This is a genomic window from Mangrovimonas sp. CR14 (assembly GCF_011764015.1).
Classification (GTDB): Bacteria; Bacteroidota; Bacteroidia; order Flavobacteriales; family Flavobacteriaceae; genus Mangrovimonas; species Mangrovimonas futianensis.
The window spans coordinates 464,872-485,665 of the sequence record NZ_JAAFZY010000002.1; the positions used below are offsets into that span (position 1 = coordinate 464,872).

The 20,794-nt window shown below is 37.1% G+C and carries 23 protein-coding genes and 1 pseudogene; 11 read left to right on the top strand and 13 right to left on the bottom strand.

Features of this window, described 5'->3' with window-relative positions:
• Window positions 1-22: 22 nt before the first annotated feature.
• From GZ212_RS05270 to kduI, 11 genes are all read right to left on the bottom strand, one after another.
• A complete protein-coding gene (locus tag GZ212_RS05270) occupies window positions 23-1,639 on the bottom strand; it encodes a UxaA family hydrolase (protein WP_166957902.1) in 1,617 nt (538 codons plus the stop codon).
• A gap of 14 nt (window positions 1,640-1,653) precedes the next feature.
• Window positions 1,654-3,120 carry a tagaturonate reductase gene (locus GZ212_RS05275; RefSeq protein ID WP_166957904.1) on the bottom strand — a complete coding sequence of 489 codons (1,467 nt, stop codon included), beginning with the start codon at window positions 3,118-3,120 and terminating at the stop codon, window positions 1,654-1,656.
• 10 nt (window positions 3,121-3,130) lie between these two features.
• Window positions 3,131-4,426, bottom strand: a complete 1,296-nt coding sequence (locus tag GZ212_RS05280; RefSeq protein WP_053971177.1) for a TRAP transporter large permease — start codon at window positions 4,424-4,426, stop codon at window positions 3,131-3,133.
• A gap of 2 nt (window positions 4,427-4,428) precedes the next feature.
• A complete protein-coding gene (locus GZ212_RS05285; RefSeq protein ID WP_053971176.1) occupies window positions 4,429-4,890 on the bottom strand; it encodes a TRAP transporter small permease in 462 nt (153 codons plus the stop codon).
• A 1-nt stretch (window position 4,891) separates the two neighbouring features.
• On the bottom strand, window positions 4,892-5,872 hold the full coding sequence (locus GZ212_RS05290; protein WP_166957906.1) for a TRAP transporter substrate-binding protein: 981 nt from the start codon (window positions 5,870-5,872) through the stop codon (window positions 4,892-4,894).
• Between the two features lies 1 nt (window position 5,873).
• Window positions 5,874-6,542 (bottom strand): bifunctional 4-hydroxy-2-oxoglutarate aldolase/2-dehydro-3-deoxy-phosphogluconate aldolase, encoded by a 669-nt coding sequence (locus GZ212_RS05295; RefSeq protein ID WP_053971174.1) that lies wholly within the window; start codon window positions 6,540-6,542, stop codon window positions 5,874-5,876.
• Between the two features lie 86 nt (window positions 6,543-6,628).
• Complete coding sequence (locus GZ212_RS05300; RefSeq protein ID WP_053971173.1) at window positions 6,629-7,669, bottom strand: sugar kinase; 1,041 nt, start codon at window positions 7,667-7,669, stop codon at window positions 6,629-6,631.
• 18 nt (window positions 7,670-7,687) lie between these two features.
• Window positions 7,688-8,026, bottom strand: a complete 339-nt coding sequence (locus GZ212_RS05305) for a cupin domain-containing protein (RefSeq protein WP_166957908.1) — start codon at window positions 8,024-8,026, stop codon at window positions 7,688-7,690.
• A 13-nt stretch (window positions 8,027-8,039) separates the two neighbouring features.
• A complete protein-coding gene (gene uxaC / locus GZ212_RS05310; protein WP_166957910.1) occupies window positions 8,040-9,440 on the bottom strand; it encodes a glucuronate isomerase in 1,401 nt (466 codons plus the stop codon).
• 13 nt (window positions 9,441-9,453) lie between these two features.
• Window positions 9,454-10,236: a gluconate 5-dehydrogenase gene (locus tag GZ212_RS05315; RefSeq protein WP_166957912.1), complete on the bottom strand. Its 783-nt coding sequence runs from the start codon at window positions 10,234-10,236 to the stop codon at window positions 9,454-9,456.
• 4 nt (window positions 10,237-10,240) lie between these two features.
• Window positions 10,241-11,077: a 5-dehydro-4-deoxy-D-glucuronate isomerase gene (kduI, locus tag GZ212_RS05320; RefSeq protein ID WP_166957914.1), complete on the bottom strand. Its 837-nt coding sequence runs from the start codon at window positions 11,075-11,077 to the stop codon at window positions 10,241-10,243.
• A gap of 163 nt (window positions 11,078-11,240) precedes the next feature.
• Here kduI and GZ212_RS05325 point away from each other — a divergent pair, with 163 nt between their 5' ends.
• From GZ212_RS05325 to GZ212_RS05375, 11 genes and pseudogenes are all read left to right on the top strand, one after another.
• Window positions 11,241-12,056: an SDR family oxidoreductase gene (locus tag GZ212_RS05325; RefSeq protein WP_166957916.1), complete on the top strand. Its 816-nt coding sequence runs from the start codon at window positions 11,241-11,243 to the stop codon at window positions 12,054-12,056.
• Between the two features lie 218 nt (window positions 12,057-12,274).
• Window positions 12,275-12,976, top strand: a complete 702-nt coding sequence (locus GZ212_RS05330; RefSeq protein ID WP_166957918.1) for a hypothetical protein — start codon at window positions 12,275-12,277, stop codon at window positions 12,974-12,976.
• On the top strand, window positions 12,963-13,718 hold the full coding sequence (locus GZ212_RS05335) for a hypothetical protein (RefSeq protein WP_166957919.1): 756 nt from the start codon (window positions 12,963-12,965) through the stop codon (window positions 13,716-13,718). Before GZ212_RS05330 ends, GZ212_RS05335 begins: the two co-directional genes overlap by 14 nt.
• Before the next feature lie 43 nt (window positions 13,719-13,761).
• Window positions 13,762-13,992 (top strand): SDR family oxidoreductase, encoded by a 231-nt coding sequence (locus tag GZ212_RS05340; RefSeq protein ID WP_206080387.1) that lies wholly within the window; start codon window positions 13,762-13,764, stop codon window positions 13,990-13,992.
• Between the two features lie 259 nt (window positions 13,993-14,251).
• The gene (locus GZ212_RS05345) at window positions 14,252-15,586 is read left to right on the top strand and encodes a DUF5723 family protein (protein WP_166957920.1); all 1,335 of its coding nucleotides are present in this window, start codon (window positions 14,252-14,254) and stop codon (window positions 15,584-15,586) included.
• Window positions 15,587-15,619: 33 nt separating this feature from the next.
• Window positions 15,620-15,796, top strand: a complete 177-nt coding sequence (locus GZ212_RS05350) for a hypothetical protein (RefSeq protein ID WP_166957922.1) — start codon at window positions 15,620-15,622, stop codon at window positions 15,794-15,796.
• A gap of 20 nt (window positions 15,797-15,816) precedes the next feature.
• Window positions 15,817-16,233, top strand: a complete 417-nt coding sequence (locus GZ212_RS05355; protein ID WP_166957924.1) for a hypothetical protein — start codon at window positions 15,817-15,819, stop codon at window positions 16,231-16,233.
• 106 nt (window positions 16,234-16,339) lie between these two features.
• On the top strand, window positions 16,340-16,693 hold the full coding sequence (locus tag GZ212_RS05360; RefSeq protein WP_166957926.1) for a DoxX family protein: 354 nt from the start codon (window positions 16,340-16,342) through the stop codon (window positions 16,691-16,693).
• Between the two features lie 10 nt (window positions 16,694-16,703).
• Window positions 16,704-16,958, top strand: a pseudogene (locus tag GZ212_RS16215) (TMEM175 family protein); the annotation flags it as partial.
• A gap of 324 nt (window positions 16,959-17,282) precedes the next feature.
• Entirely contained in the window at window positions 17,283-17,489 is a 207-nt protein-coding gene (locus tag GZ212_RS05370; RefSeq protein WP_166958176.1) for a (4Fe-4S)-binding protein, read from the top strand.
• Between the two features lie 7 nt (window positions 17,490-17,496).
• Complete coding sequence (locus GZ212_RS05375; RefSeq protein WP_166957928.1) at window positions 17,497-17,781, top strand: GNAT family N-acetyltransferase; 285 nt, start codon at window positions 17,497-17,499, stop codon at window positions 17,779-17,781.
• A gap of 96 nt (window positions 17,782-17,877) precedes the next feature.
• Here GZ212_RS05375 and GZ212_RS05380 read toward each other — a convergent pair whose 3' ends face one another.
• Together GZ212_RS05380 and GZ212_RS05385 are read right to left on the bottom strand one after the other, a co-directional pair.
• Complete coding sequence (locus tag GZ212_RS05380; protein ID WP_166957930.1) at window positions 17,878-18,585, bottom strand: DUF3108 domain-containing protein; 708 nt, start codon at window positions 18,583-18,585, stop codon at window positions 17,878-17,880.
• Window positions 18,586-18,625: 40 nt separating this feature from the next.
• Window positions 18,626-20,665, bottom strand: a complete 2,040-nt coding sequence (locus tag GZ212_RS05385; protein ID WP_166957932.1) for a M13 family metallopeptidase — start codon at window positions 20,663-20,665, stop codon at window positions 18,626-18,628.
• Between the last annotated feature and the right edge of the window lie 129 nt (window positions 20,666-20,794).

Consider the following 20,794-nt stretch of genomic DNA (forward strand, 5'->3'; position numbering starts at 1 on the left):
GCATGTATAAATAGGTTAAAAACTATAAAGAAACCCCTCGTTTCCAAGGAATAAAGTCATCTTGATTTAAAAGTTTAGCCTTTGCTTGCTTTGTGCCACTAGCAATTTGTATAATCTCCTCCAAAGTTTGCTCAGCCATTTCTTCAATGGTCTTTTCGCCTTTGATAATTCCTCCGGTATCGATGTCGATGATATCATTCATTTTCTTAGCTAATTCGGAGTTGGAAGACACCTTTATAATAGGAGCAATCGGATTACCCGTTGGCGTACCCAATCCAGTCGTAAAAAGAACCACATTGGCTCCAGAACCTACCATAGCTGTCGTACTTTCCACATCGTTTCCTGGTGTACATAACAGATTCAAGCCAGATTCAGTCACATATTCTCCATAATCCAAGACATCTACAATCGGCGAAATACCGCCCTTTTTAGCAGCTCCAGCCGATTTCATGGCATCTGTTATCAAACCATCTTTTATGTTACCAGGTGACGGATTCATATCAAATCCAGAGCCGGCATTAACCACTGACGCTTCAAAATCTTTCATCAGACCCAAAAACTTATCTGCCTTTTCTTCAGTCACACAACGATTAACTAACTCCTGCTCCACGCCACATAACTCTGGAAACTCTGATAGTATGGCTGTCCCTCCTAAAGCTACCAAAAGATCAGACGTATAGCCTAAAGTTGGGTTTGCAGAAATACCTGAAAAACCATCTGAGCCGCCACATTCCAAACCTAATCTTAACTTGGATAGCGGTGCTGGCTTACGCTCTATTTTATTAGCTTCTTTGATGCCTTCAAATGACTTTTTAATAATAGCAGAAAGCATTTCATCAACCGTCCCCATTTTTTGTTGTTCATACATTAAAATGGGTTTCTTATTATCGGGGCTGATAGCTTCCAATGCTTGATTAAATATATCTATCTGCAAATTTTGACACCCTAAACTCAATACCGTAGCTCCGGCCACATTGGGGTTTTTTACATATCCAGCTAATAATCGGGCTAAGGTTTCAGAATCTTGTCTAATACCACCACAACCACCAGCATGGGTAATAAATTTCACTTCGATATTGTCAAATACATTGGTTGTTACCTCATGCGTTTCTGTCGCTACCGAGCTTTCCCCATCATTCACCAAAGAACGCAACAGCATTCTATGGCTATTTGTTTTTTGTGTTAAAAGTTCCTTTTCAAAAACTTCTTTTAGGATTTCAATATTTCGATTTTCACAGAAAACCAATGGAAAAAACAACCAAACATTGGCTGTACCTACTTGACCATCTTCACGATGATATCCCATAAAAGTGCGGTCTTTCCATTTATCTATATTTGGTGGATTCCACCCAATACTATCCGTTTTGCCAAACACCTTCTCACTTTGATGGGTTACATTACCCGTAGTAAGAACCTCACCCTTTTGAATTTTAGTATTGGCTTTCCCAACCAAAACCCCATACATGATTATTTTATCAGATGGCTCCAAATCGGTTAAAGCAATTTTATGCTTTGCTTTGACATCTGAAACCAATAAGATTTCTTGCTCTTCTAAAAATGCATTTTCACCCTTAGAAAGGTTGATAAGTGCCACAGCAACATTATCAGATGGATGGACTTTTATTAATTGTTTCTGCATAATCCTGAATCTTTTTATAAGGATTCTTTAAAGTTCTTGAATCCCTTCTCTACACCATGTTCTTCAATTTCCTTCAGTGCCGTAGCCACTGCCTTTGACAAGTTGGGCACTTGATTTAAATCTTCGTCCCAAAAAGCAATTTGACCTAACACATTTTCCACAAGTTTGTCATAATCGTTTTCCTTCCAAGCATTTTCAAAATATGCAACGATATCTGCACCATCTTTAACCGGAAGAGTAGCTCCTTTCCATGTGCCTTTATAGAATCTTATCAAACAAGCAAATGCAAATGTTAAATGAGCTGGCAAGGCACTTTTTCTTTGGGCATATTCCAGCAAACTGGGAAGTACACGAACCTTAAATTTTGATATGGAATTCAAGGCAATGTCTGCCAATTGGTGTTTAATAAATGGATTTCTGAAACGGTCCAAAACTTCATGGGCAAACTCTTGCAATTCGGTCTTGTCCATATCCAAAGTTTCAATGATTTCATCAAAAATCGCTTTATTGACGAAATCTCCTGTAAAATCATTATCCACAGTTTCCTTCACCGTGGTATTTCCATAAAGTAAAGAAAATGGCACCATGGTAGTATGAGCACCATTTAAAATTCGAACCTTTCTAGTTCGATATGGCTGCATATCTTCCACGATTTTCACATCCAATTCGGTTTTATCGAATGGAAGTTTGGCCTTTAAATCGGCTCCTCCCTCTATGACCCAAAGGAAAAAAGCTTCAGCTGTTACAACCAAATTATCGTGATAATCTAATTCAGCCAAATAAGTATCAATATCGTCCTTTGGATATCCTGGAACAATGCGGTCTACCAACGTATTATGGAAAGTACATGCTGTATTTATCCATGTTTTAAAACCATCTCCCAATTCCCAATCATTACAATAATCCAAGATGATTTTCTGAAGTGTATCGGCATTGTAATTAATTAATTCACAAGGTATGATGGTAAGCCCTTTTTCTGGATCACCAGAAAAATGTTCAAAACGCTCCCAAAGAAATCTTGTTAGTTTAGCCGGAAAGGAAGTTGGCGGCGTCATATCTGCCCTATCATCTGCTTGATAAGCGATTCCAGCTTCCGTAGTATTAGAAATAATAAATTGTAAAGAGCTTTCTCTAGCTAGAGCCAAATAAGCATCATATTGGGTATAAGGATCGATACCTTTGACAATATTGGTTATCAATTCACTCTGATCAATAACCTGCCCTTTTCGTAATCCTTTTAAGAATAGTGTGTAAAGTCCATCTTGATCATTGAGCATAGATACCATACCACGATCAATAGGTTGAACTACAGCGATTCCTGCATTAAAATCTACTGCTTGATTCAGCTTTTGAAATGCGTATTCCACAAAAGCCCTTAAAAAATTGCCTTCTCCAAATTGAAGGACTTTAATAGGAAATAAGTCTCCCACAGAGACATTATTTCTATTTAATGGTTGTTTCTTATCTATATTTTGTGCCATTCCTAAACAATTACAAATTAAACAATCGAGGTAACCACAAGGTCAACTCTGGAAAATAGGTTACCAAAAACAGGGCAACAATCATTGCCAAGAATAAAGGAACCAAAGGTTTTACAACTTTTTGTATGGTAGTTTGTGCCACACCAACACCTACGAACAGCACCGATCCTACAGGTGGTGTACAAAGTCCAATACAAAGGTTAAGCACCATGATAATTCCAAAATGAATGGGGTCCATACCCAATTTGGTTACCACTGGTAAAAAGATGGGCGTGAATATTAAAACCGCTGGAGTCATATCCATAAAAATCCCTACAAACAAAAGCAGCAAATTAATAATCAATAAAATGACAATCTTATTGTCACTTATAGATAATAAAGCAGAACTGATATCTTGAGGTATGTTCTCATAAGACATTACCCATGACATACTCATAGATGCTCCAATCAATAACATAACTACAGCCGTAGTAGACGAAGAATCCAACAAGATCTCTGGAAGTGATTTAAAGGTGATTTCTTTGTAGTAAAATCCGAGAAGCAAGGTATACAACACGGCAATGGCAGAGGCCTCTGTAGCTGTAAAAATCCCGCTAACGATACCTCCAATAACTACTACCAACAACATCAAACTTGGCAAAGCCGCAATAAAGGTCTTTGTTACCTCCTTTAAAGAGCTACGCTCTCCTTGCTTATATTTTTTCTTTTTGGCCCAAAACGATGCCACCAACATTAAAAACAATCCTGTTAATATACCAGGAATATATCCTGCCAAAAACAGAGCTGCAATAGATACACCCCCACTAGCTAATGAATAAACGATTAATACATTACTAGGAGGAATTACCAATCCTGTGGTGGCCGAAGTAATATTTACGGCAGCACCAAACTCTTTTGAGTAGCCTTCTTTCTCCATTTCAGGACCCAAAATACTTCCCATAGCTGAAGCCGAAGCCATAGCCGAACCCGCAATAGCACCCATTAACATGGCGCCTATAACATTGATTAAGGCTAACCCACCTGGAAGGGATCCAACCAAGGTTTTCGCAAACGCAATAAGTCTATGGGCTATGCCCCCTTTATTCATTAATTGGCCCGAGAGTATAAAAAACGGAATTGCCAAAAGGGCAAAACTATCCAAACCAGTACCCATCCTTTGAGAAACCGTGGTAAGTGCTGGTAAGCTAGGAATACTCACCAACATGGTTAAAACAGATGAAATAGAGATACTCCAAGCGACTGGTGTTCCTATTGACAATAAGGCAATAAAACTAAAAACTAGTACAATTACTGGGAAATAATCCATGGTTAGTTAAGGGTTTTAATATCAGAAATCTTATAAAAAATAATCAATAGGCCACTCAAGGGGATACAAGAATAAACCCATGCTAATGGAATTTGTAAGGCTGGCGAATGCTGTCCCAACACAGAGGTAATATAAACAAGCCTAATCCCTCCTATAACCAAACAAAAAAAGGCAAATGCAATAATCAATATATAGACTATGCGTTTTATTTTTTTCTGGGTTTCGGTAGTTGCTTTTTGAGGCAAAACATCAATTGCCACATGCATGTTTCTACCTGAAACATAAGCTGCTCCCAAAATTCCCAACCAAATCATAAGATATCTTGCCAATTCATCTGTAAATGAACTTGGGGTCCCAACCACAAACCTGGTAAAGACCTGCCATAAAACATTCACTACCATCACCGCCATAATGGTGATAAGTAGTCTACCCAAAATCAAATCAATTCTGCTTCTAAGATTCATATTATCTGGTACTTTTTATTTGATCTATCAATTCTTTGATTTCGGGATCCTGCTCATATTGCTTGTAAACCGATTTCGTTTTTTCTGAAAAAGGCTCCTTGTTTGGCAATATGACTGAAACGCCAGCTGCCTTAACGGCCTCTAGAGCTTCTTTTTCCGAATCTTCCCAAAGCACTCTTTGATAAGTCACAGATTTGTCTACGGCCTCTTGCAACCAAACACGTTCCTGGTCTGATAAATGATCCCATGTATGCTTCCCAATGATTAAGACATCAGGAAGTAAGGTATGTTCATCTAAACTGTAGTATTTACAAACCTCATAGTGTCTAGACAAATAAAAACTAGGAGGATTGTTCTCTGCCCCATCCACGACACCTTGTTGCAAGGAGGTGTATAATTCACCCCATGAAATAGGTGTTGGAGAGCCTCCTAAACTTTTAACCATTTCAATGGCTGAGGCACTTTCCATAACCCTGATTTTCATTCCTTTTAAATCAGATGGTTCTTCAATGGGTTTTTCCTTGGTATAAAAACTTCGGCTACCAGCATCATAATATCCCATACCCTTAATCCAATAATCCTCACCTTCATCCAAAAGTTGTTTCCCTATAGGACCATCTAAAATTTGAAACGCATGTTCCTTATCCCTAAACAAATAGGGAAGACCAAACACTTTCATTTTTGGCGCAAAATTTTCCATGACTCCAACAGAAACTTTGGTCATGTCTAAACTTCCTATTTGCAGCAATTCAACACATTCCCTTTCGGTTCCTAATTGTTGACTTGGATAAATTTCCAATTCCATTTTACCACCTGAAATTTCGGCGAGATCCTCACCCATTTTCACCATGGCTTTATGTACCGAATGATTCACATCCAGTCCATGACCTAGTTTAATAACACGGTGTTCCTGTGTATTAGCACAGCCCATGAAAATTAAAAATCCAAGTAACGATAATGCTGCAAGAAGTTTATTTTGCATCTTATTTTCTAACTTTCTTAATGATGTCTAAAGCGTCTTTCACCTTTGCTTCCAACCCTTTAAAATCTTTATTTGCTAAAATATCTTTTGAAATAAGCTTAGAACCCATTCCTACGCAAGTAACACCTGCGTCAAACCAAGCTCTTAGGTTGTCTTCTTCTGGAGAAACACCACCCGTAGGCATAATCGATGTCCAAGGTTGTGGCCCTTTAACACCTTTTACAAACTGCGGTCCGTAAATATCACCCGGGAATAATTTGACAATCTCGCAGCCTAATTCCTCTGCTCTAGCAATTTCAGTCAAGGAACCACATCCTGGAGACCACAATACTTTTCTACGGTTACATACCACAGCGATATCCTCTCTCAAAACAGGAGTTACAATAAAATTGGCTCCCAATTGCATATATAGGGATGCTGCTGCTGCATCGGTAACTGATCCTACTCCTAAAATCATACCTGGCAATTCTGCTGAAGCATACTTTACCAATTCACCAAAAACCTCATGAGCAAAGTCACCTCTCGCGGTAAACTCTAGCAAACGAGCACCTCCATCAAAACAGGCTTTTAAAACCTTCTTACTTAATTCTATATCTCTATGAAAAAACAATGGAATCATTCCATTCTCTTTCATTACTTGAGCCACCTCAAGTCGTGTATATTGTGCCATAATCTGTTATGTTATAGTCCTGTGAATGCTGAATGACCCGTTCTTTTCATTACAGCATCCACATGAACCCATTTAAATATTTTTAATTAGCGAGCCACTCTTCCAGAAGCGTCTCCTCCCATAAGTTTTTTCACCTCATCAATAGTTACCAAGTTGGCATCTCCCTTGATGGTATGTTTTAAACAAGAAGCTGCAACAGCAAAATCCAAGGCATTTTGATCATCATCAGGATAGGTCAATAAACCATAGATAAGACCTCCCATAAAGGAATCACCACCTCCTACACGGTCAACAATATCTGTAATTTGATATTGTCTGGTTTCAAACATTTTCTCTCCGTTGTAAAGAACTCCAGCCCATGTGTTATGTGAAGCCGAGATTGATCCTCTTAAGGTAGTAATCACTTTTTTAGCTCTTGGAAACTTCTCCATCATCTGTTGGCAAACAGACAAAAAGGCCTCAGCTTTGACATTGTGCCCTTCTGTTTGCACAGAAATACCTTCTGGCTTAATTCCAAAGTGCATTTCAGCATCTTCTTCATTTCCAAGAATGATATCACAGTATGACGTCAATTCGGTCATGATAGCTTCTCTATCACCACCATATTTCCATAATTTAGCACGGTAATTCAAGTCGGTTGAAATGGTAATACCCTTTTTACTAGCAGCCTTAACAGCCTCTAGACAAACGTCTGCTGAACTTTGTGAAATAGCAGGAGTAATTCCTGTCCAGTGAAACCAATTGGCTCCCTCAAATACCTCATCCCAATCAATCATGCCTGGTTGAATCTCACTCATCGCAGAATGCGCTCGGTCGTATACCACCTTAGAACCACGTGATACAGCCCCAGTCTCTAAGAAGTAGATTCCTAAACGGTCTCCACCCCATACGATCTTATCTACGCCTACGCCTCTCTTTCTCATTTCCATCATGGCACATTCACCAATGTCATTTTTTGGTAATCTGGTCACAAAATCTACAGGTACACCATAGTTTGCTAAAGAAACAGCTACATTTGATTCTCCTCCTCCATAAACGACATCAAAATTATTAGCTTGTGAAAATCTTAAAAATCCTTGTGGAGCCAATCTTAGCATGATCTCTCCAAATGTTACTACTTTGCTCATGTATTCTAGTGGTTATAATTATTCTTTAGTTATAAAATCTTCTCTCATGGGACTAAACACATCTACCAGCAAACCGCTTTCTAGACAGCTTACCCCATGAATAGTATTTGAAGGGATAAAAAAGCAATCCCCTTTGCTTAATTCTTTAGTTTCATCACCAATGGTCACTTCAAACTTACCAGAAGCGATGTGGGTTACTTGAGAATGTGGATGATGGTGTAAGGCACCAACGCCACCCTTTTCAAAAAGCACGTGAACCATCATAAGGTGATTATCATAACTTACAATCTGCCTTTTAATTTTAGGTTCTACCTGCTCCCAGGACGCGGACGAATGTTCAAAAAATAACGGATTCATTGTTGGATTCCTTTTAAAATTTGAAATAATCTTTGGCGTTGTAATAGCTGATATCCTGAACAATCTTTCCAATCCATTCCATTTCATTAGGCAGTTCACCTCGTTTTATCTCATCTCCCAAAATCTGACATAACAACCTTCTGAAATATTCGTGTCTTGGAAACGAAAGAAAACTTCTGGAGTCTGTCAACATTCCAACAAAGCAACTTAAAAGTCCCATGTTAGATAAGGCGTTTAACTGTTTGGTCATTCCATCCTTTTGGTCTAAAAACCACCAGCCCGAACCAAACTGTACTTTTCCTTTAACGCTCCCATCATTGAAATTACCAATCATGGTCGCCATCACTTCATTATCTGAAGGATTCAAGTTATAAAGTATGGTCTTGGTTAGTTTATCTTTACTATCAAGAGCATTTAAGAAAGCAGATAGATTCACTGCCTGCGGATAGTCTCCTATGGAATCCCATCCCGTATCAGGTCCTAATTGCCTATGCATTCTTGCATTATTGTTTCTCAAAGCTCCCAAGTGGAATTGTTGCACCCAACCATAGCTATGGTATGTTTCTGATAAAAACATTAAAATAGCTGTATGGAATTTTTGAATATCTTCTACTGACAAGGTCTCACCCTGCAATTTTCTCGTGAAAATTTGATTAATTTCCTGATCGGATGCTGGTAAATAATCAATATAATTGAGTCCATGATCACATAACTTGCAACCATTTTCATTAAAATATGCAACTCTTTGTAACAAAGCATCACACAAATTCTGATAGGATTGAATCTCAATCTGGGTAACTTCTCCTAACTTTTGCAGGTAGTCTGTATAGCCCTCAGCCTCAATCAATATAGATTTATCTGGCCTAAATGCCGTAGATACTTTCACTTTGAAATCACCACCGCTCAATTGTTTATGATACTGAAGATTATCTATAGGGTCTTCAGTAGTACAAACCAACTCGGCATTCATCTTTAGCAATAGGTTCTGACAACTGAAAGCCTCTGAACTTAATTTCTCCGAAGTTTCTTCATAGATACGATTAGCCGTTTTTGGACTCAACAAATCGTACTCCCCAAAATACCTTGCCAATTCTAAATGTGTCCAATGGTATAATGGATTTCTTAAGGTATATGGCACCGTTTCGGCCCATTTCAAAAATTTATCCTTGTCTGATGCCTCCCCTGTAATGAAGTGCTCATCAATTCCTAAGGTTCTCATGGCTCTCCATTTGTAATGGTCACCATTGATCCAAACTTGTGATAAATTTCCATATATTTTATTATCAACCATTTCCTGAGGTGGTAAATGGTTGTGATAATCTATAATAGGAAGCTCTTTAGCATAGTTATGATACAACTCTTCCGCATAAGAGTTCTCTAACAAAAAATTATCATGAATAAAATGTTTGCTCATAAAGTTATGACATTTAATTTTCGTTGGCTGGCTTCCCTATGGTTGCCAAAATCCCTCCATCGACATAGATGATTTGTCCGTTGACAAAATCACTTGCCTTGGAAGCCAAAAACACGGCAGCACCTTGTAAATCGGATGGATCTCCCCATCGGGCAGCTGGTGTTCTATTAATAATGAATTCGTTAAATGGATGGCCATCAACTCTTATTGGCTCTGTTTGGGAAGTTGCAAAATATCCAGGACCTATACCATTAACTTGAATTCCATATTTAGCCCATTCGGTTGCTAAATTTCGAGTCAACATTTTTAAACCTCCTTTAGCAGAGGCATAGGCACTTACAGTATTTCTACCAAGTTCACTCATCATAGAGCAAATATTGATGATTTTACCTTCTCCTCTTTTGATCATACTTCTTCCAACGAGTTGGGACATGATAAAAGCCCCTACCAAATCAACATCTACAACTCTTCGAAACTCCTCAACCGACATATCTTCAGCAGGAACACGTTTGATGATACCCGCATTATTCACTAGAATATCAATTGGCCCTTCCTCTTCCATCAAATCCACCTGTTTAGCCGATTCCTTTTCATCAGTCACATCAAACAAATATCCAGAGGCCTGAAACCCCAATTCCTTGTAATAGGCCAAGGCCTTTTCCAATTTTTCGGGGGTGGTGCTGGTAATAATAAGTTCGGCACCAGCCTTTCCTAAGCCTTCAGCCATGGCCATTCCCAATCCGTGGGTACCACCAGTGACTAAAGCTCTTTTATTTTTTAAACTAAAAAGTTCCATGCTTTTATTTTAATTCGTTTGGAGGACACACATCCATATCACCATAATCCAAATTCTCTCCTGCCATACCCCAAATAAACGTATAGTTAGATGTTCCTGCTCCAGAATGGATAGACCATTCTGGCGAAAGCACTGCTTGGTGATTGTTCATGAAAATGTGTCTTGTATTTTGTGGCTGCCCCATAAAGTGACAAATGGTTTGATCTGGATCCAAATCAAAATAGAAATACGCCTCCATCCTTCTCTCATGAGTATGTGCTGGCATCGTATTCCATACGTTACCTGGTAGCAACTCAGTCATTCCCATTTGCAACTGGCAAGTTTCCACTATACTATTAACGATAAGCTTATTTAAGATACGCTTGTTGGCTTGTTTTTCATCTCCTAACTCGATAATCTCAGCATCTTCACGACCTATTTTTTTAGTTGTAAAACTTTGATGCGCCGGAGCTGAATTGATATAGAATAAAGCTTGCTCCCCATCATGACTTGCAAACAACACGTCTTTATGACCTTTGGCTACGTAAAGCGCCTCTTTTGTTTTCAACTCATAGACCGTTCCATCAACCGTAACAGAACCTGTTCCGCCGATATTGATGATCCCCAATTCTCTTCTATCCAAAAAGTTTTCAGACTTCAAATAAGGAATGGTTTCCAATTTTAAGGATTGCCCCACTGGCATCACACCACCTACAATCAATCTATCGTACATGGAATAGGTCACATTGATCTGATTTTCAACAAATAAATTCTCAATTAAGAAATGCTCACGCAACTCCTCAGTACTATATTTATTGGCATCTGTAGGGTTGGCAGCATATCTAAAGCTATAATTCATCATAATTTTCTATTTTCGCATTGTAATCGATTACACAAATATAAAATATTTTATTTTAAATATCATAAATTTTTATTTTTACAATTTAATAGGTGCTTTTTTAAGGAATTAGCAACGATAATTTCGAGGAGCAACCCATTTTAAATCAATAAATTACATCAATCTCATGAAAATTGCACACAATTATACAGGAAAAGTTGCTGTCATTACCGGTGGTGGTGGAGCCCTTGGAGGCGCTATGGCTCTTGGCTTAGCCCTAGAAGGTATTACAGTGATACTATTAGGAAGAACCCAACAGAGTCTGGAAGAGCAAGCCAAAAAAATAGGCAATCTAGGCGGGCAGGCAGTTGGGATGGTTGCAGATGTTTTAGACAAAGAGAGTTTAGAAACAGTCAAAGAAGAGATTCTTGAGCGCTTCCATAAAATTGATATTTTGGTTAATGCGGCAGGAGGCAATATCAAAGGAGCTGTCATCCAACCTGAAGAAAGTGTCTTTGATATGGACATGGCCGATTTTGACAAGGTTGTAGACCTTAATTTGAAAGGTTCCTTATTACCAACTTTGGTATTTGGTAAGGAAATGTCTAAAAATGCTCATGCGAATATTATTAATATTTCCTCTATCGCTGCCCAAGAGACTTTAACTAGAGTCCTGGGTTATTCAGCTTCTAAGGCTGCCATTGAAAACACTACAAAATGGTTAGCCGTAGAATTTGCCAAGAAATATGAAAATCCGATAAGGGTCAATGCCATTGCGCCTGGTTTTTTTATTGGGGAACAAAACAGAAACCTGCTTCTAAATGCCGATGGAAGCCTTACTGAAAGAGGAGCAACCATTATTCAAAACACACCTATGGGTCGCTTTGGAAAACCAGAAGAACTTATTTCCTCGCTTCTCTATTTAGTATCTGATGCCTCGAGCTTTATCACGGGCACCGTGCTATATGTAGACGGCGGATTTAAAACGTTTTCTGGGGTTTAAATCTTTTCCGTTATTCATGTAAACATTATTCAACACCAAAAATATTTGATTGACATATCATAAACATCCTTTTAAAAATAGTATTCACTTTTAGACTCACTTGATATCGAAAAGTATATCCGACCATTTTGTTTTAAGGGCATTCCCTTAAAGAATTTACATATATTTGAGTTTTAAATCTCAAGGTAAAATCAACCAATCTTTTAGGCATTTAACTAATGAATGATAATATAATTGTCATAGTAGTTTTACTATTATATTTCTCACCCGTTTTTTATCAATTGAGCTTATTAATAAGGGAGAAAAATTCAGATAGCAAAATCCTTATTAAAAAAATCAGAAAGTATCTAAAAGTAAGTTTATTTGTTTTAGTACCGAGCATAATAGCATTTGCCATTTTAATTCACACCAACTTTTTGGATTATGAAAAGCCAATGACCTTTGATAAGTATAACCAAATTACTTTCGAAAATTTTAGAGGTTTAGAATTTTTCAAAAAATCATTATATGGAAATGAACGATTTGCATATGTAGTTACAGAAATAGATAGTGACATAAAAAATAATTCTGTAACAGTTCAATCTTTGTTTTACCCCTCCCGATCATTTGTTTATAAAAAAAACACCAATAGTAAGGAATTACTAACTCATGAAAAATACCATATTAAAATAACTGAATTATATGCCCGAAAAGCCAAAGAAAAAATTTCAAACCTCAATAAACCGGAAAAAGGAATAATCAAGAAAATAATTGAAGAAATTAAAATTGAGGAACGTAAATACCAGCGAAAATATGATTACGATACGTTTCATAGTTATGTTCTGAAAGAACAAAAAAAATACGAAAAAGAAATTGACAGTTTATTAAATTTACTGTCCAAATTTAAGAACCCACAAATTAACTTTAATGAACAAATTTAAATTTATAATTCTAGCAATAAGTACCATTATTTTAACCAACTGCAATTCTGACAACCACGAATTTCCTATTGACAAAAGATATTGGGACTTAAATGACTACCATGAAGCAGTTCTAGAATTAAACTACGGCTATGAAAAGGATGAAAAATTACCAACATTTGATGACCCTGAAACAAGAATTATTGTTGAGAAACTTACCGACGAAACAAATTTTGAGATTGTACTGGGTGATGATGAGCTGGGTCTAAAACATAGAAATGATATTGCAGACAAATTCTTTGATGAATGGAGAAGCATGAATGATATTTATAATGCCCTTGATAGGAAAGACCAGTATTTATATGGAAAGGAAATGCTTGCTGTTTGGCAATTTGGCTTAGGACTCCAATTAAAATCTTTTAAACTTGGAAACGATCAAATCAAGGAAAGGGCAGACGACCCTGATTCCTTTCAGGTCAAAAATAATGTTGACTCGAATATAAAAATACTTATCAATAATTTTATTATTTATTTGGATCACATTAATAATGAAAATGCATTTACTGAAGAAGGTAAAGCAAAGCTTGCCGAAGGCATAAATAACTATTTCCCTAAATTAATAGAGCAAAATCCTGATGCAAATTATAGTAGCATGAAAAATAAGGCAGAGTTAATGGATAAAAAAAGTGAATCAGTTGTTATTAAGAAGGCACTAAATGACTTAATTCAATTAATAGATTCAAAAAAAACGAGTAGAGAATAATTTTTCAACCCAAAATATAGGCTCTAAACCAGAATCAATTCCATTGTCTCTGGTTTTTTTTATAGGTGAACAAAATAGAAACTTGCTCCTAAATGCCGATGGAAGTCTTACTGAAAGAGGAGCAACCATTATTCAAAACACACCTATGGGACGCTTTGGAAAACCAGAAGAACTTATTTCCTCTCTTCTCTATTTAGTATCTGACGCCTCGAGCTTTATCACAGGAACTGTGCTATATGTAGACGGCGGATTTAAAACGTTTTCTGGGGTGTAAAATCAATCGATTTTGTGATGTTATTCGTTTTGTTTGGCAAAAATCACAGTCCTTTTTTTTAGCAAACTTAAGGACAGAGCTTTTCGAAAAATTTGTCTTTTAAAAAGTTTTGATATAATTTCAAAGACAGCAACCAAAACTTCTTAATATCAAGCCCTTTAAGGGGCTAGAAATTATGAAGTGGTGTTTTTGAATTGGAAACCAAATACTTTTTCATTTCAATGGAATTAAAAAAACAGCCAATTTTAACTCTCATTACATGAAACCACATACGATAAGTTATTACTTCATTTGCCTCATTTTATTATGTACCACTGGGATGAGTGCTCAATCATACATAGGAGCCACAACAGATCATTATTCGGGTATACATGGGGTCATTTTAAACCCTGCCTATATTGTCAACACGCCTTATAGGGTGGATATCAATTTGGCTTCAGCAAGCGCTCTTGGTGGCAGTGATTATTTTGCAATCAATGTGGGCGATATCTTAAAATCAAATGGCGGCTTTGATTTTGATGAAGACGTTGACAAATTTCCTAAAGACGACAACAACTTCTTTTTCAATGCTGATGTATTAGGACCTTCATTAATGTTTAATTTAAACAGTAAAAGCAGTTTTGGTTTTTCAACAAGAGCAAGAGGATTTTTGAACCTAAATAACATCAACGGTCAATTATATGAAAATCTGGAAGACGGCTTTGATAATTCCCAAGATTTCAATTTCAACTTGGAGGACTTTGTTGGGAAGGTTAACGCCTGGGGTGAAATAGGGTTCACATATGCCAGAACCCTTATACAAACGGACAAAAATATCTTTGCGGGAGGTATCACACTTAAGTATTTAATGGGTGCAGGTTCAGCCTTTTTTAATACACCCATGTTATCTGGACAATATGACGCTACCTCTAACACCCTATCTACCAATGGTTCTTTAAGTTACGGATTGAGTCACCCAGATTTTTCACCCGAAAACATCAAGTTCAACCACCTAACCTCAGGTTTTGGTGCCGATTTAGGTATAAGCTACCAATGGAATGAAGAAAATGCAGATGGTATAAATTCTGAGTCTTACATCCCATACAAATTAAAACTAGGGGTTTCGATAACGGATATCGGATCAATTAATTACAAAAATGGCGAAGTCACGCAATATGACATGAACAACATTGTGGATGCTGACATTTTTGATGAAGATGACTTCCAACAAGTTTTAGAAGATTATTATAGCGGAGAGACCACATCTAGAAATATTAAAATCAAACTGCCTACGGCATTTCACCTCATGGCAGATTACCATATCAAGAATAATTTTTACGCGAGTATTAACGGAGATTTTTCTTTGATTTCAAGTAAAAAACATAAGGTAAGTCACATAATAAACAACTTCACCCTTACACCAAGATTTACCACCAAATGGTTTAGCGTCTATAGCCCATTTAGCTTAAGAGAATATGGGAATTTTGCTTGGGGCTTTGGTTTTAGGGCCGGTCCTCTTATGGTAGGATCTGGATCAGCATTGAGCAATTTGATTAGTAATAACTCAAAATCTACGGATATTTATGTAGGTTTAAAGGTCCCTTTGTATCTTTAAATTATTTCCTTTTATTAAAACTTACATGAAACAATGCAACGAAAAAAAAAGGTTAAAATTTTGGGGTTAATTCTTCTTCTCATTGGAATCATCACGCAGTTTGCTTTTCAAGGAAAAATTATTGACATGGTTGCCAGCATGTTTATAGGCGGAGGTGTCGGATTACTCGTGGGAGCATGGGTAGGGAAAAAACAAGAAACCAACAATTAACCCTTTTTAAAAAATTCGCAATGATCAAAATCAGATATAGCAAAAGAAGATTGAAAAGTTATTTCCTCCTGGGGCTTTTCATGATTATCATCGGCATCCTTTTTCATTTACTTTCTATATTTTATGAAACGTGGAGCAAACCTCCATTAAACACTTTAGGTATCGGACAGGTGTCAGCCGGTATTTTCTTTTGGGTGATTTCTCTTTTTGAAAACACGAAACAATACCTAACTATAAAAAACGAGGTATTAATAAAGCACACACTTTTTGCAAAAAAGATAAACTTAAACGACATTACTGAAATACGGGAATTTGCAGGAGATTTAAAGCTGATTACCAACCAGACAGAATTTGTTATCGACACTCAAATCGCGGATCCCGATTCTCTTCAGGAACTCAAAAAAGCATTAAAACAATATAATAAAGCTTGGACCTAAAAAAATAGATTCTCAAAATATTCCATTTAAAAAAGATGCCATAAGAAAAAAGAAAGTAACTTACTCTTAATATTTGGATTCTAACACCTATTAAAACAATTGTAAGTTGATTAAAACCATCCTTTTAATACTACTGGGACTCTTTTTTATTCTTAATGGAATAAACCACTTGATTAACACCCATACTTATAAAGAATATGCAGATAAAAAAGGGTTGATTTCACCTAGATTAATGGTTAGGATAAGTGGTATCGCTCTTATTTTTGGTGGACTATCTATTGCCACGGGATATTTTTTATTGATTGGCATCATTGGGCTTTCTCTTTTCCTGGTTGTAGCCTCTTTCACCATTCATCAATTTTGGAAGGAGTCCAATACCGAAAAACGGTTGTTGGAAGGGATGCACTTTGCAAAAAATATGGCCATCTTAACAGAATTAATTTACATCGCCTACTCTTAAAAACCACAAGATGAAAACAAGCCGTTTAGAAGCCTTTAGTGATGGCGTTCTTGCCATAGTAATAACTATCATGGTTTTAGAATTAAAAGTTCCAATTGGATCTGACTTTGAAACCTTAAAACCACTCATTCCCAAATTTTTATCTTACATCCTTAGTTTTGTTTATTTAGGTATTTACTGGAACAACCACCACCATCTTTTCCAAGCTATAGAAAAAGTAAATGGTCAGGTACTTTGGGCTAATTTAGCCCTTCTCTTTACTCTATCCATGGTTCCCTTTACGACCGCTTGGATGGGTGAAAACAACTGGGCTAAAAATCCAGTGGCACTTTACGGAATCAATCTTCTGTTGAGCGCCATCGCTTTCTTGGTGCTTGAAAGAACAGCCATAAAACATGAGGGAAAAGCTTCTAAAATTGGTTTGGCCATAAAAAATCACAAAAAGGAAATCCTATCTATTGCCTTGTATATTGTGGGCGTAATCGGTTCCATAAAATTTCCTATTTTAGGAATCCTATGTTATGCCTTGGTCGCCCTCATTTGGCTGACCCCTGATAGTAGGGTTGAAAAACAATTAAAAAAATCAATTATGACAACAAAAGAATACACCAACGGAGAGGTTACCATACTTTGGAAACCAGAAAAATGTATCCATTCAGGAATTTGTGTAAAAACACTACCCAAAGTATACAACCCAAAAGAAAAACCATGGGTCAAGCCTGAGAATGCATCAAGTGAAGAGCTCATAAATCAGGTGGCTAAATGTCCTTCAGGCGCTTTAAGCATCAAAAAATAAAAATTATATGGTAAGCATTGAAAGAGAGGAAACAGGCAGCAAAGGAAGGTTTGTGATTTATGAAGATGGTGTTTTTGCTGGAGAAATGACCTATACATGGGCAGGTTCTAACAAGTTCATTATTGACCACACAGGCATCGAACCTGGATTTTCTGGAAAAGGTTTTGGAAAGAAAATGGTTTTGGAGGCAGTCGAAATGGCTCGAAAACAGAACGTAAAAATCTTACCGCTTTGTCCCTTTGCCAAAGCTGAATTTGACAAAAACAAGTCCATTGCAGATGTGAGATTCTAGGGGAAATTCCTCTAAAAAAAGATAAAAAGCCCCAATTTCTTGGAGCTTTGTGCATTTTTGCGGTCTGGACGGGACTCGAACATTAATGATATACCTCTAAGCTTTAAACTTTGATAATAGAATAACGCCCACGAGGTCTCCTTTTTTATTATATTCTTCTTGTTTAACCATACCTACCCCCTTAGCATACCAAATTTTATTAGTGCCCTTTTTGGTAATCATCATTTTGGTTTCTGAATTTTCAGTTATAATCACACAATCAAAAGTACCTGCTGGAACCGTAATGGTTTCCTCACCCACTACCTTTTTATTGAAACTTTTCACTCCAAAATCCATTTTAAGACTTCCAGACTGAATTTCCATTTCCATGGTTGAATCTGGCAATTCTTGACCAACGCTTAAATTATTTGGCATTGCAGCATTGGTCCCAGACACCTTAGCCTCGGCATCTGAGTTACTTTCAGATAACGATGAAGAAAGCTTTTCCTTCAACAAGGTAATGGTATCCACTGTAATTTTATCGCCATCACAAATCATTTCGTAATTAGCATTGACCGTTTCCTCCCCTTTGCTATCAGTAGTAACAGCATGTACAACGGCTACCGTTTGACCTCCTTTGTTGGTTACTTGAGTAATCACATTTTTAGTGGTCGATTCTAACCTGTTTTTTTTGTCATAACTTTTTGTCTCAAACTCCACTCCTTTTTTCATGGGGTGATATCCCTCGCAATTTTGTGAAAACCCAAGGGAACAAGACCCCACAAAAAAGCTCAATACTAACATACTTTTTATCCAATTTTTCATATTATTTTCCATTTATAATTATCATTAAAGTTTACTAATTCTACCAAATTTTTACACGGCTATCTGGAGCCAAGTACAAAGAATCCCCTGGTTTGATACCAAAGGCCTCATACCAAGCATCCATATTGCGAACCACACCATTTACTCGAAATTTACCGGGACTGTGATTATCTGAAACAGCCATCATCCTGGCATAGTCATCCGTCATAATCCAACTCCACAATTGGGCATTGGCTATAAAAAAACGTTGATCCCCAGTTAAACCATCTATCACTGGTGCTTCACCATTTTGATGATCGTTTACATAGTTATGATAAGCCTCTAAAGCAATAGCCAAACCTCCCACATCACCTATATTCTCTCCTAGAGTGAGCCGCCCATTCAAATACACACCTGGAATCGTTTCATATTGATCATATTGATTAGCTAATTCAGTTGCTCTATTTTCAAATTCTTCTCTAGATGCCACTGTCCACCAGTTTCGCAACAATCCTTCTGCATCCGATTTGCTACCCTTATCATCAAAACCATGGCCGACCTCATGGCCTACAACCGAAAGTACTCCACCAAAATTAGATGCAGGATCTGCCGTTGGGTCAAAATTGGGTGACTGTAGAATACCCACTGGTATAACCACGTCATTCATTTCTGACTGGTAATAGGCATTAACCATTTGAGGAGGCATCAGCCACTCCCATTCCCTTTTTGCCTCTGTAAGTCTTGAAATCTGGTCTTCTGATTCTGATTTTGCAATCTTTCTAAAATTCCCAATTAAATCATCCTCTTCAAATTCCAAACTAGACAAATCAATAATTTTATCTGGTCGTCCCACCTTCCAGTGGATATTATTGAATTTTGCTACAGCCTCTTTTTTGGTTTCCTCGTCCATCCATACGTTGGATTCCAATCTGTTTACTATCGCTTGTTTCATATAACCTACTAGCATTTCAATTGTTTCCTCTACTTCGGTTGTATAATATTTATCCGCATAGAGTTCTCCTAACTGCCAACTCAGAAACTTATTAAGGATCCCTTTAGCTTTATCCTCAAGGGATTGTTGCTCAGCAACTCCCATCATTATTTTTCCCGCAAAATCAAAATAGACATCATTAATCTCTGTCGATAAAAAGGTAGCATTGGATTTTATTAAATAGAATGCCATAAGGGATTTTAAATCATCCATTGAAGCTTCTCCAAATATTTTTGAAACTCCCTTGATGGCGGTATCTGTCTGTACTACCAATTCAGAATAACTTCCTTTACCGTTGGCATCCCAATAGGCCTGCCAGTCAATTCCTGGCGCATAGGCTTTCAATTCCTCAGTGGTCATCAAGTGGTACATCTTATCTGGGTCTCTTTTTTGAGTCCCTGTCCAAAAAACATTGGCCATTTTTGTTTCTAATCGTAAGATGGCTTCGGCCCTTTTCTGTGGGCTGTCAATTCCAGCATACGTAAACAAAGACTTAATTAAATCCACATATTTTTTACGTATATCTATATTCCTTTCTGTATCCTGTAAATAATATTCCATTTCACCAATTCCTAAATCAGGCTGACTGATAATGGGAACATACCGCTTGGTATTCTTGGCATCCAAAAACACATAACCGCCCCACATATGTGGCATTAAAGGCTGTGCCATAATTCGGGATAAATCTGATCGCGTTTTGGCTGCAAAAATGGTATCCAATTCGGGCTGAAGTGCCTTCATTCCCAATTCATTTCTAGTGATGGTATCCATGTAGCTTTTATAAAACGCCTGGATTTGGCCTTTGGGAGAGTTTTTGGGGAAGTCCCCTTCCTTTAAGACTTCGGCCATGATCTCTCCTACTTGATTTTGGGTTCTGAAAGTTAATTCTATCATATTACCATTCATGGGCATCCCAGGATACATATCGGCCGTTTTTAACCATTCACCATTGGCATACCTAAAGAAATTATTTCCGGGAACAGTAGTACTGTCTATATGGCTCAAATTTATCCCGGATGTTTGTTCCTCATCTATTTTTGTTTGCGCCTCTTTTTCCTTGCATGAAAAAAGACTTAGCAATAGAGCCGAAAAAAGTATTACATTTTTCATATTGATAATTTTTAATTACTGAAAAAAAAAGTGGATTCCATTCAATTGAAACCCACTCCAAACTTTACAATAATCGATTATTAACCTGAGATTTATTTACTAACATAACTTGAACCTCAATGGTTTTGA